This window comes from Streptococcus oralis (genome assembly GCF_023109315.1).
GTDB classification, from domain to species: Bacteria; Bacillota; Bacilli; order Lactobacillales; family Streptococcaceae; genus Streptococcus; species Streptococcus oralis_BS.
In genome coordinates, this window is record NZ_JALDUF010000012.1 from 1 (window position 1) to 13,270 (window position 13,270).

13 protein-coding genes are annotated in these 13,270 nt (G+C 31.9%); 8 read left to right on the plus strand and 5 right to left on the minus strand.

What is annotated here, in order from left to right:
* Positions 1 to 246 (minus strand): nucleotidyl transferase AbiEii/AbiGii toxin family protein (locus M1F74_RS09875; RefSeq protein ID WP_247947010.1); only part of this gene is annotated, 246 nt, incomplete at its 3' end.
* Between the two features lie 217 nt (positions 247 to 463).
* Here M1F74_RS09875 and M1F74_RS09880 point away from each other — a divergent pair.
* The 8 genes from M1F74_RS09880 (at position 464) to M1F74_RS09915 (ending at position 7,969) form a co-directional block, all read left to right on the plus strand.
* Positions 464 to 1,453 (plus strand): type IV toxin-antitoxin system AbiEi family antitoxin domain-containing protein, encoded by a 990-nt coding sequence (locus M1F74_RS09880; protein ID WP_247947011.1) that lies wholly within the window; start codon positions 464 to 466, stop codon positions 1,451 to 1,453.
* Positions 1,454 to 1,545: 92 nt separating this feature from the next.
* Complete coding sequence (locus M1F74_RS09885) at positions 1,546 to 1,875, plus strand: hypothetical protein (protein WP_247947012.1); 330 nt, start codon at positions 1,546 to 1,548, stop codon at positions 1,873 to 1,875.
* Positions 1,876 to 2,800: 925 nt separating this feature from the next.
* Entirely contained in the window at positions 2,801 to 3,703 is a 903-nt protein-coding gene (locus M1F74_RS09890; protein WP_247947013.1) for a helix-turn-helix domain-containing protein, read from the plus strand.
* 197 nt (positions 3,704 to 3,900) lie between these two features.
* Positions 3,901 to 4,110: a hypothetical protein gene (locus tag M1F74_RS09895; protein WP_049538429.1), complete on the plus strand. Its 210-nt coding sequence runs from the start codon at positions 3,901 to 3,903 to the stop codon at positions 4,108 to 4,110.
* Positions 4,111 to 4,192: 82 nt separating this feature from the next.
* Positions 4,193 to 5,017 (plus strand): ABC transporter ATP-binding protein, encoded by an 825-nt coding sequence (locus M1F74_RS09900; RefSeq protein WP_049538431.1) that lies wholly within the window; start codon positions 4,193 to 4,195, stop codon positions 5,015 to 5,017.
* A complete protein-coding gene (locus tag M1F74_RS09905) occupies positions 5,010 to 5,759 on the plus strand; it encodes an ABC transporter permease (RefSeq protein WP_049538432.1) in 750 nt (249 codons plus the stop codon). Before M1F74_RS09900 ends, M1F74_RS09905 begins: the two co-directional genes overlap by 8 nt.
* Before the next feature lie 606 nt (positions 5,760 to 6,365).
* The gene (locus tag M1F74_RS09910; RefSeq protein WP_247947014.1) at positions 6,366 to 6,815 is read left to right on the plus strand and encodes a hypothetical protein; all 450 of its coding nucleotides are present in this window, start codon (positions 6,366 to 6,368) and stop codon (positions 6,813 to 6,815) included.
* A 185-nt stretch (positions 6,816 to 7,000) separates the two neighbouring features.
* Positions 7,001 to 7,969 (plus strand): recombinase XerS, encoded by a 969-nt coding sequence (locus tag M1F74_RS09915; protein WP_247947015.1) that lies wholly within the window; start codon positions 7,001 to 7,003, stop codon positions 7,967 to 7,969.
* 267 nt (positions 7,970 to 8,236) lie between these two features.
* On the opposite strand, the gene M1F74_RS09920 is transcribed toward M1F74_RS09915, so the two are convergent.
* From M1F74_RS09920 to M1F74_RS09935, 4 genes are all read right to left on the minus strand, one after another.
* Entirely contained in the window at positions 8,237 to 9,508 is a 1,272-nt protein-coding gene (locus tag M1F74_RS09920) for a hypothetical protein (protein ID WP_247947016.1), read from the minus strand.
* 41 nt (positions 9,509 to 9,549) lie between these two features.
* Positions 9,550 to 10,011, minus strand: a complete 462-nt coding sequence (locus M1F74_RS09925) for a hypothetical protein (protein ID WP_247947017.1) — start codon at positions 10,009 to 10,011, stop codon at positions 9,550 to 9,552.
* A gap of 677 nt (positions 10,012 to 10,688) precedes the next feature.
* On the minus strand, positions 10,689 to 11,501 hold the full coding sequence (locus tag M1F74_RS09930) for a replication initiation protein (protein ID WP_247947018.1): 813 nt from the start codon (positions 11,499 to 11,501) through the stop codon (positions 10,689 to 10,691).
* Between the two features lie 1,044 nt (positions 11,502 to 12,545).
* Positions 12,546 to 13,270 (minus strand): nucleotidyl transferase AbiEii/AbiGii toxin family protein (locus tag M1F74_RS09935; protein ID WP_247947019.1); only part of this gene is annotated, 725 nt, incomplete at its 5' end.

Sequence of the window (13,270 nt, forward strand, 5' to 3'; positions counted from 1 at the left end):
AAATCCAACAACTAAAAAACCAATTTGCTTAAAAGCATCTGAAATTAAACCTTGTAGTTTTTTTCCTTCAACATCTTTATCATATCTTATAGATTCTTCAATTGAAAAGTCTAAATCCTGAGATGAGCGATCAGTTATATTGTGCAGCTTTAAAGCAGTACCACCTTTTAGAACTAGATTTTCCTTCAGATCACTATCTGAAAAAATTGCTTTTAAAATGGTGTTTCTAATATCATCTGGTTTCATAAGTACCTCTATCATATTACTAGTGTTGTTAGTTTATTATACCATGTATAACTTGCGATCGATCTTAATTTCTTGTTTTTTATTTTTTAAACTGCTATACTAAAGCTATGGTATATATACCATAGCTTTTAAATAAATTAAAACATACTTAAGGTATGGTATATATACCATACCTTAGTGGTAAAATCTTAACTAGTATATTGGAGGGATAATAGTAATGGTCCTTACAGACAATGAAATTGAGAAAATATTAATCAAACATCAAATCAAAAAAGATACTTATGGTTTAATAAAATATTCTGATGAAATTGTTCAAAAATCTAAAAAAGAATTTGGAAATATTTTAAATAGGACCTCTATCATTCAAATTATTCAGAAATTAAAAGAAGAAGGAAAACTTAAGTCTAGAGCTACCCTTAATAAGTTTACTGATATTATTATTGATAAACTAAAACTTTTTAAACCAGTTAAAATTATGAACGAATACAAAGGGGATTATGTTATTCGCTATATAACCTCAGATATATACGTTTCTCCTTACGAAATTGCTTTATCGTTATTATCTCGTTCATTTCTATCTCATTATAGTGCTATGTACGTTCATGATCTAACTATTAATAGCCCTAAAGACATATATATTAACAAAGAACAATCCCAAAAACGCTCTACTTTAGGTGATAGACTGGCTATAACTCAAGGACGTATCGATTATGCCTTCTCCAAAAGTATGAGACGAACAAATATGATCTACTCTTTTGAATATGACGGAACATCTTATAAAGTGCATGTTCTAAATTCGAAAAGTACTCACAATACAGGAGTTATAACTAAGGAAGTTGTTGGGTTTTCAAAGCCTATTAAAACAACAAATGTTGAGAGAACACTAATCGATGCTATGGTAAGACCTGGGTATAGCGGGGGCGTTTCTGAAATTCTTGATGCATTTATTCGAGCTAAAAATATAAATGTCAGAAAGATTTGGGAATATCTAGAAAAATTTAATTATTCTTATCCATACTATAAATCACTTGCATTTTACTTAAGGAATGCAAAATATGAATATAAATCTGAGCTTAAACGATACCAGAATGACCCTCGCAATAATTTGACTTTTTATCTAGACTATCAAATGATATACCCTAATAAAGATAAAGAGTTAGGAGTGTTCTATCCAAGAAGCGTTCACAACATTTCCAAAAAATACTAATTTTTCGCAAAGAAATTTAGTCAAAAACTCAGTTTTTCTTGTATTATTTAATAATACTGTGTGTTATAATATGTATTATATTAGCTAACGGGGTGAAAGTTTTGACTGAAAAAATGACTGTCCTAAACATCAGGATGAGCGTTGGAGAAAAAGAAGAATTAAAGGAAAGAGCTACAGAATTTGGAGATTCGATCAGTTCATATGCTAGAAAAATACTCTTCCAAGAGAATAATACAATCGATTACGTAGATAATACAAATGTATTACAAGAGAAAGATGATCGTATATCAGACCTTAAAACTCAAATAGACGACTACAAGAAGCAAATTGAGCAACTGCATACGATTATTTTGGCAACTCAAAAAGATAATCAGTTGCTGATTGAACAGAAAACGAAGAGATGGTGGAAGTTTTGGGAGTGAGAATTCATTTCTGGACTAACTACACTTTTGGAAACGCACCCTTTACTAAAGGAGTTTATGAATGATGATCCGATTTTACATTATTATTTTTTTTGATGTTTGGTTATAATTCTTAATAAATCACCAAAAAAAGTCTAGGCATTTTCGGAACACCGGAGGGTGAAGCTGAGCTTGCTAAAGTAAAAAAAGAAATTGAAGAAGAACGGGCAAGCTTTGAAAATCAAAAACAAAGCCTCAAAGAACAATTAGATAACCTTTATAAATAGAAAGGGGTAACACTATGTTTTGGGCGAAAATTTTTTATATATTTTTATTTTTGATCGTTGTCGAAACTACAGGCTTGTTGTTTTTGAAAAGAGGTCTCGAAATGGGTTATTTAGATACAGGAGCTATCATCCTCACAGTTTTTTCATTTGCTTTTTACAACCTCTGTTCATTCGCTTGGGTTTACTTTACAATAAAAAATAAATAGACGTATTTTCAAAAAAGATTGCATATTTATCATAGTAAAACGACAATTTAAATCGTCGTTTTTTTGTATAACTCCCCTGATATTTATTTTAATTATGCAAATTTCACGCATTTTTGATGCTGACAGGACAATTCTGAGCATTTTTCAGATTTTTTCGTAAGTAAAATATCACTAAAACCCTTAGAGCCTCAAGGATATGCGCAGTTTTATTAAAACAACTTTCCGAAAAAGACCAATTTTCCTGAAAGATATTTAACCAGTTGCAATGCTAGTGCTTTTCTATATAAATGGGATGATTTTGATAATACATAATCCTAAATTAAGTTTAAAAAATTATATAATTTATTTCATTCTCAAACTATTTTTTGTGTTATAATGAAAATATGTTAAAATGCACGGTGTATAGGTAATATCTTTTATTTTAAAATATATGTATTTTTTCAGAGGCAACAGATGAATAATTTAGATATAGGAAAGCGAATTCGTACATTACGAACTGAAAAAAAACTAAGTAGAGAAGCATTTTGTGGGGATGAAAAAAAACTAACAGTTCGTCAGTTAGGGAGAATTGAAACAGGAAACAACTTGCCCAGCCTAGCAAAACTAGACTATATAGCTGAAGTGTTAGGAGTTCCGATATCTCAGTTAATTGATGAACGATTGCTAATTGTTCCTAAAGAATATTTAAAATTAAAAACAAAATTGATTCGTCAATCTATTCATGGAGATGAAGAAAAAATCCACCAACGTGAAGCTATCTTTGAAGACATTCAAGAACGTTTTTATGATCAACTCCCTGAGGATGAACAAATAGCAGTTGAGGTTCTACAAGCTATTGATGATGTATATGTTTCTGAAAATGCCGAATTTGGAGAGGGTTTAATTGAGGAATATTTTGAACAAACAATGTTACGAACAGAATATTCGACAAATGATTTACTACTGTTGTACTTGTATTTTTTGTCTCTAGCTGTTAATTCAGAACGAGATGAAATAACTTTAAAAAAAGTTTGTCTAAATATTGTATCTCAAACAAATTACGAAGATGCCAGTTATACTCATCTATTGCAAAGGGTACTTATAGGATTAGTTCTTTATCAAATCGATATTGATTATCATGAATTTATTCCTGAAATATTGAGTATGTTAAGAGAAATTATGATTGAAATAGGAGACACTAGTTTAAAACCCACAGTTGATTATTTAGAAGCAAAGTATTACCTCTATGGTAAAGGAAATGAAGAAAAAGCCCTACAGTATTACGACAAAGCTATTATGGGAGCAGAGTTTTTAAATGATAATTTATTTAAAAACCAAGTTTTAGAGGAAAAAAATCTAGACTTCCCAAACATTTGATTTGTACATAATAGATATTATTTTCAATAACTGAAACAACAGGACATAAATGTCAGTAGACAAAGATGTCCTGTTGTTTTTTATTGTAGAGGATTACAATAGACAATGTAAGGAATAACAATAATACAGAGAAGGAGATAGTATGTTTTTATCAGCATTAGCTACTATTACAGCCACTATTTTGTTTTGGAGATAACATGGAAAATATTAACTATTATTTAGAAGAAAAAGAAGTTAAGTCAAATTATTTAATAATAAAAAACTGTCTAGACAGTCGAAGGTTATGTAAAGTGACAATAGATGACAAACTATTTAAATTACTTTTGTTACTTCCAAATGAGGTTAAAGAAATTAAACTCTCACCAGAATTTAAGAGCAAAGTAAAAGTTATTGATATAACAAACTAGAAAGGAAATGCTATGATATTTATTCCAATGCCTATGTTATGGTGGTTGTGGTTCAAAAAATAAAGGAGAAAGAGGCTGAAAGATGATTAAAGTAGAGAGAGTTACTAAAAGTTTTGAAGATAAAGTTGCTTTAAACAATATTAGTTTTGTAGTAAATGAAGGAGAGATTTTTGGATTCCTAGGTCCGTCTGGTTCAGGAAAAACAACAATGATCAATATCTTGACAGGACAGCTACCTGCTAATAGCGGAAAGACAGAATTGTTGGGTAAAGATTCTCAAAAATTGCTCCCTTCAGATTTTGAAGAGTTAGGCTTAGTGGGAGATACAAGCGGTTACTATGAAAAATTGAGCTTGTACAAAAATTTGCTATTTTTCGCAAAACTATATGATACTTCAACAAATCGAATTGAGGAAATTCTCAAACAAGTTGATCTGTATGATAGCAAAGATACTCCAGCTGAAAAACTTTCTACAGGCATGCGTCAACGAATGCTTTTAGCTCGTGCCTTAATCAACTATCCTAAGGTATTATTTTTAGATGAGCCTACGAGTGGATTAGATCCTACTACATCAAAGAAAATTCATAAACTATTACAAGAATTGAAAGAAAAAGGAACAACAATCTTTTTAACCACTCATGATATGAATGAGGCAACTCTTTTATGCGATGATTTGGCTCTTTTGAATAAAGGTCATCTTGTTGAGCAGGGAAGCCCTAAAGATATCATCCAAAAATATAACACGGAAAAGAAAGTCGAACTTACTTATAGCGATACAAGTAGAGAAATAATCAACTTCGAGGCCTTGAAAGAAGAGAACTACCAAAAAATTATGATGATTCACTCATGTGAACCAACACTTGAAGATATTTTTATTAAATTGACAGGAGAAAAATTAGATGCTTAAACGAATTTTAGCCCTTATTTGGTTGAGGACACAAGTATTATTGAATAACAAAAACACTTTAGTACAGGTAATATTCCCGTTCTTTCTAGTTCTGCTTTTCCAAAATTTCATGAATACTGATGGAACTCAAGGGAAAACATTGCTATATAGTAGTTTAACAATGGCCTTCTCATTCTCTTCAGGTTCAATGATTTCAAGTTCGATTGCAGAAGAAAAAGAGAAAAGAATTTTTAAAACTCTTGTTTTAAGTGGGGTTCGCCGTGGAGAATATCTTGTTTCTGTTCTATTTTATCCTGTAATCTTTGCCTCAGCAGCAATTATTGCCTTCCCTATAATGGTTGAATTTGATTTTGGAACAGATTACCCTGTATATCTTGCTGTAGTTTCGTTAGTAGCCTTATGTACTATACTTCTGAATTTAGTTATTGGCTCTATATCAGAAACACAAACACAGGCTCAAGTGTATGGTTTAATTCCCATGTTAGCTTTATCATTCTTACCAATGTTTTCACAAGTTAGTTCAGAAATTAAGAATTTTATGGATACAACTTTCTTAGGTATTTATGTTGATTTCTTTAATAAAGCTGATTTTAAATTAAATTTTGATAGTTTAATCGTATCTCTTTTATGGATTGTTGGATTATTTGGGCTAAGTTATTGGGCTCTCAAAAATACAAAAAGACCAAAACTTCGAAAACTAACCATCGATAAACTTCATAAACTGTCACTGCTAAAAGTATAGGATAGGAGGGAAAATGAATATAATTAGGTGGAGGAGGCGCCTCGGGCGCAGATTTCTACATTAATTTTATATAACATTAATAACAAGGAGAAAGGAGAAAAATATGCCACTTTTATTGCTACCCATTATCTGGTATTTGTATTTCCGTTAAATTGTGAAATAAAAATTAATTAAATAAAAACATAAGGAGGAAAGTAATATGCCATTTCTATTAGGTGTTGCATACGGAATTTATCTATACACGCGTCTTCGTTAATAAAATATGAAACTTTCATTATAAAAAAAAGAGAAAGGAGATATCAAATGTTTGCATTGGGTATTGTTGTAGGATTTGGAATTGCTTGGTATGCATCCGCATCTCGTCGTTAAAAAAAAGGGCAAATTCGCCCTTTTTTTTTAGAAAAATCACTGTCACCAATTTTTTCATTTCAATTTTTAGCTAAACAATAAAATCACTTGACTTTTTTTCTAGATAGGTATATACTAGTACATAAGTAGTAGCTACTAGCATAGGCTAGTTTATAGGGTGATACTAATCAAACTCGCTCTTAATTGGTTTTGCTAGCATATCTACAAATAAATATTTATTTACCGGAGGTCTAAATTATGGCGGTTACGTATAGCGTTGCTCTCCCTGTCGTAGGGATTGATATTTGCTCGGCAAAAGAGGTACTGGATGCTCACTTAGAGAAAGCTAACGAAGTAGGTTCTGTATACTTCAGCACAAGTAACAGAATGGACCCTAAAAAACTCACGAAAGTAAGTACAGTATTGCTTGTGAGTAAGGAATTTACTTATATTGCTGATTTGGTACTTTACCAATATTTTAATAAAAAATCAGCTCCTTTGGATGCTGCTGAGTATGCTCCAAGCCTTTTTGCGGACGATCAAGATTATCACTGGTTGAGACTTAAAAATATCAGAGAAATTAGCTTGGATGAATTGAATACTTTTCAAATGATAAACAAGGTAGCCCAAGAAAAATACAACGGTGTTGGGAACTATATTGAAAATACAGGGCGCTTACAAGTGTTCTATGCAAAAAAAATAAGCTAATTGTAACCAACAACTAGAAAAGAGCATTTCGTGTAAACGAGATGCTTTTTTATCTGTAAAATTTGTAGCCTATTAAACTAGAAACTCGGCTTCTCGATGGCTCGAATCAAGTTTTCCCTATCATACTTTGATTTGCCCATGATTTTCTGTTACTCTAGTAATAGATAAAATTACAAGGTGAAATCATGACAAAATTAGAGAAAAAATATGACGGATTAGAGGTTTTTTGGTCTCCTGCCGTTCGATTATATGTAAATTATTTTTTTACTACAAATACAAAAGACTTATACAACTACCGTAAGTTAAATAGCTTGAAAAAATTCCTTGATTTCTACGCGAATGACCATCTTAAAAAGGCTACTAATGAATTAACCATGGATGATTTAGAGCAAACACCTGTAGAAGTTGTTGCAGATTATGTCAACTCTTTAGAGCTAAAACCAGACGGTAAAAAACGATTTATTAGTGTCTTAAACTCATTCTGGAACTACTACACTGTTGTATCCTTCTCAGGTGATAGAAAAGCCCCATACTTCTACCGCAATGTTATGAACGAGTGGATCAATGAGTATGGCATACTTTCTATTTTTTCATCAAAAAGAGGAGCAGGGAACACAGTACGAGTAGTTCATTATGATTTGCCATCTATGCTATACTTTTTTGATGAAATTGATAAGAATGAGAAACCTATGAGTCCCTATGACTTCTTCCTTGATGAAGAAGAAGGCTCATCTAAGTTGCTGAAAAATAAAGACAGAGATTTAGCAATCATCGCTCTAATTGCCGGAACCGGAGTTGATATTGAACAATTAGCGCAAACTACTTATAGAGATATTGACTTACACAAACAGACGCTAACAGTTACATCTCCTAAAGGTGAACGGATTAAGAAACCGATTTTAAGTGAATTTATCCACTATATCTCACCGTACATCAAAGAAAGAGAGAAATCGGTAACTACTAATACTAGTGATTCTCTATTTCTCGACTTCAAAAGAAGATCACTAACTGCTCCAAAAATATCAGGAATAATAAGTTGGATAGAGAGTGTTTTTGGAAAAGCTTTATCCGCAGCCATTTTAAAACAGACTCATTCGTGCATTCTACTTGAGAAAAACAAGGATTTTTTGGATCTAATCCAAAGAGAAAAGTAAGATGCAGCCAAATTCATGCACTTTTTTCTCATATATTCCGAACTTTTTATGTTTTGGTAGTTCTGCTACTAATTTTCTACCATTTTTAGACCAAAAACCCTACATTTCCGCTACTTTTACCTATTTTTTACATGCAAAACCCTACATTTCTGCTACCTTCCCCACCTTTTCTACTACTTTTAACACAAAACCCCCACCTTTTGTTATTTTTAATTCAATTTTTCAATAAAAAAGAGAGACTTAAATAGTACTCTCTTTTTACTTTCATTATCGGATATAAAGGCTCATGAGAAAATCATTGTGAGGTATCTGGTAGTATTGTTTTGTAATCTCTGAAGAGAATACTAAGCCAACTCTTTCGTACTCGTCCTTGTATCTCTCGTAGAGTTTTTCAAAATAGTCATGGTTGCTAACGTCACCATAACTCAGTTTCACAAGGGGCATTTTTACCTCGTCGTAAAAATCATCTAGGTAGGTCAAGAATAAAGAGAATGGACTGTCATTATCTTTTACTAACTCAACCAAAACAATATCGTAAGGGATGATACGTTCTGTTATACACTTCTCTAATAATCTTTCGTTTTCTTGACGTTCATCAATCACTATATCGTGCATGATAGCCTCTGTGATTTGAGACAGTGCATTGACCTCTGGTAATGCAAACAAGGTCACGTTATTCTCTTGTGTTTTCTCGTAGTAAGAAAAGCCACTATTTCCAAAAGGTACGGTATATAAATTGTCAATAAAATTCACAATGCGTACATGCAGACGATTATCTTTTGGCTCTGAAATATTATCAAATACAAAGAAAATTGTATCTCCTCGATAATATTTCATTTGAAAGTATCCCATTATCTTCCCAAGCAGCTTGAAGTGAGGCTCTGTATTCCTGTCATACTCAATTAAATACCTCTGGCCTCGAACAAAGATCACTGCATCTGGGACAAGTGAAATAAGTTTTCGGTTAAACGGAAAAAAGTAAGTGATGTTCAATTCTCTGGGTGATAAATCTGTGCACTGTTCAACGATTCGTCTACCGATTTTCAGAGCCAACCTTCTTGTATGATAATCATGTAGATGTATTTTTCTGATACCATCTTTACCACCAATCATTTTGTTTGTCTTGAGGCTATAATGCGAACCTTTAAACTCTGTTACCTTTGTCAGCTCAGTAAGACCTGGTATTTCATGAATGATATCTAACAACCAGTCAGCAAAATACTTAGGAACATATAGAAACTTAGTCTTACCTATTCTATAATTGTCTTCAAAGTGGCTTAGTGGCATTCTGCTATTACCAATGAAGGAGTAGAGGGTTTTGTTGTTCAACTCTTTTCCTGTCAGGATGTAATACTGATCCAGTATCATTTCTCTTGAAAAATACCTTAAGCGAATTAAATGATACATGAGTAAGATTGTATCTCTTGTAAAATATATCCTCTTTTCACTATTGGGGTTTGGTAAATAATAAGCCACCACATCTTTTGGAATATGCTCTATTTTTTCTTTGCTTTTTCTTTGTTTTCTTTTAGCGTTCATAAATCATTTTCTCTTCTCTATTTTTATCAAGTATCCTTCTTTCACTTTTCATATACCTGTATTTCAGACCAGTCTTCTTTGCTAAATAAATCAGCAATTCTTCTTTCCTTCTCGATAATATTCCCATTTTTGTCCTTTTTTATTTCAAGTTGATAGACTGTTTCTGATATATAAAGTGTTAATTCTTGATCGAGGTTATTCACTTCAAATTGCGGGAAAATGGGATAATCATAAAAGGCACGATCCCTTTTTCCATCGGGCCCTAAAAACTGTTTATATGAGACTACTCTGAGTTTGGTTTGAATACTCTCTATAAAACATTCAAACTGATTATTAGTATTATTCTCGTAAAGTTCAGTTGCATATTCTGATATAGCTGCAATATCTGAATATGAGATAGTTACGCTCTCTTGTGAGTATCTATTATGTATTATCTCTAATATTCCAAAAACAATTTTTACTTCATTCTTAGATAAAGTGCCTAAGTAGAAATGGTCTGGCAAATCACTATTATGATGTATAACTGCTATGTACTCTTTTTATAATTTTTTCATTGATTGTATGCCCCTTTTTTGTTTCTTATATATATTTTATCACGCCTCATTTCACATTCAAAGCTATCATAGCCCAAAACGGACTATGATAGCCGAAAACGGTTTCTTCTCAAAAATCAACTCATTTTTAGCAGCTACAGCACGTTCAATTTATAGTTCAAATTTTAATCATATTCTAAAACATAGTGAAAGTAGAGGTAATACCCCTATAAAGTCACGTTGTTTTAAAATCGACTCTATACTTACAGGGACGTGGGTTTTCGGTTCTTCTTTTGAACCACTATGTTTCTCGACCTAAAAAACCATTAACCACCTCATTCCTATTTCGTTGTAAACCAAGCAGCATCAAGGGATTACAGTAACATTTTTTACCTAAGATGTTTCTCAGTCAAAAAAACGATTAACCACCTCATTCCTATTTCGTTATAAATCAAGTAATATCAAGGAGTTACAACAACATTTTTTACACAAGATGTTTCTCAGCCTAGAAAATAATTAACCACCTCAGTGCAATATTGCTATAAAGCTAGTGGCACCAATGAGTTAATAAACTCTTTTTTAATCTCTATCTTTCTCAAAGAAAAAGGGCTGCATACGCAAGCCCCAACTCTTAATATAAGTTCAAATTACAAAAATTCGTAGATGTCTGTCTGATATGATGCTTTCTCTGCCTCTATGATTACCTCTGCAGTGGTTGGCTTCCGTCTATCCCTAATCACCATCTCATACCCGACAACTTTTCGTCCTTTTTTTACAGTTGTTAAATCTATATCAGCATTGAATTTCATTTCTAATTCTTCGCATGCCACCATGAGAGCATTTCTCTTAAACAAACCTGCAGGCCATGACTTCTCTTCACCCAAGAACCAATCTTGCCATTCCTCTAAACTTCCCTTAATGGTTGTATATTCTCGATTTCCTAAGCGATATGCTTCCCAAAGTTTCATCAAGATCAAAGAATACTTTGATTTCACATTTCCTAACTCATCCAAATGGAAAGAGTAGTAGTTTCTTTTCAACTCAAAAACTAAGGGTCCCGCATCTTCAGAGAATTTGAACTCTACAAGGCCATCCTCGATAAATCTTATTCTGCTGAAAAGTTGAGTCATGATTATTGAACGTCTGCCATCAGGCAATGTTTCAGGGATATATAGGGCTGTATTCTCGTTAAGTCTCGAAAAAGCTTCTGCAATCCGTCTATAATTCTGACCGTTTTTAGTTAAGCCAAAGTGCTTCATAATGTCAAGGCTATGAACCGTAAAGACATCACCAACTCTACTATCTTTCGTTACAGATGAAAAACAGTAGTCTAAAACCTTGTGTTCAAAAGCTTTTAAATTACCAAAAGCTTTGGCCAAGTCATTCGCCTGGACAACTAAATAATTTTGACGAGAAGCTAGTTCTTCATAGATTTTACTGGATTTTCTATTTGATACCATCTTGTTTACCTTTTACTATGTTTCCTATTATGTTATATTCTATCAATTTTTAATTTTATAGTCAATAATAGGGTACAAAATAGTCATTAATAGGGTACAAAATAGTCATTAATGGGGTACAAAATAGTCATTAATGGGGTACAAAATAGTCATTAATGGGGTACAAAATAGTCAATTATTTATCTGCAACCCCTTGATATTGCTGATTTTATAAGGTCGACAAAGTAATATAAAGTAATATAAAGTATGTCAAAAAGTAAATTAGAAAGTATCTTCTTAAGAAAAAAATCTATATTTTATTTTTTAAAAATAAAAAAATCTTTCACTCAGTTCACTATTTTCTATCTAACCACTTGCAAATATAATGGACCAAAATCTCCACTTCAATAGCAAGTAAGATATTAAAAATAATATCCATCTTGACATCCTCCTTTTTAGATAAATTTGTAGAGCGCGCTTCTACATCTATGATCGTATCATGAAAAAATGGGACTTTTTACGGTTTTCAAGACAGCTTAAAATTTAAGACACCATTAAAGCTCTTATTTTGGCCGCTAAGGGGCCTTTAGCAAAAAAGTCGAATATTTCTACCTTTGACGATCTAAGGGGCAAATACGGGCTTATAAAGCCTTAAACAAGTGTCTGTTTTTTTATTTAGCACTCACTGATGGCCGCAAGAAACTAAATCAGGATAAAAAAGGAGTCTACATTATGACAACAGAAGAAAAAATTCAATCAAGCTGCAGGAACTATCAAAGAAGGTGTCGAAAGAGGAACTAGTGTTTTCCAAAAAATATAGGACAAAATAGAATTTTTAAACTTGCTTCCTGCTGTCTTTTTGGTAGGGTAATTGATGAAAAAGTGTGTAAAAAACTTCCAGTTTTATATTTAAACTTTTAAATTCTTTTTGACTTGATATAGGAGAAAATATTGTTCTAAAATTACCTCTTTTTTAAGATATATAGTTGGAAGTAAATGCTAGCAAAAAAGTCTCAATTTTATAATGAGACTTTTTATTTTGGCTTTTTTAGAATTAAAATTTGATTATTTTCGTTTATAATCTTGATATTTTTCAAATAAATCTTTGAATAATTGGTCGTTGTAGGAAAAGAGAAACTCAAAATCTTCAATTTCTTTAGCAGGTATTTGAGGGACAACTTTTGCTTTGTAATCTTCAGCTAATTCTGTCTTTTTGCTATCTAATTTTAACATAAGTTCAAGTGGCACATCTTTTGCTTGAAAAATATTTTCTAGTATATAGAAATTGTCTTGATTAAGAACAGCTTCACGTAAATCAATTTGTCCTTTATTTGTTAAAGTTTTATAGATATCATATAGATCTCGAGCACGTGTTTTATCACCAACCAATTTGTAATCGTCAAGCTGCTGACAGGATGCTCTTATTTTCTCATAGACAATCATTAGTGGACTATAGAGATAAATAGTTGTCCCTTCTAAATCATAACTATCTTTATCCGCAACATATTCATCATAGCTCAAATCTATTTCTATCTTTTTACTATTATTTTCTAAAGCTTCTCCATATTTACTTAGCTCCTTCATTTTATTAGGGTCTTGTAAATCTATTTTTTCTTGATATTTTTCTGTATCGACTATCGCAAAAGAAATCTTATATCCTCCCCAAAACGGAGGCAAGTTTCGTTTTCTTTTTTTAGGTTTTTCAATGAATTCAAATCCAACAACTAAAAAACCAATTTGCTTAAAAGCATCTGAAATTAAACCTTGTAGTTTTTTTCCTTCAACATCTT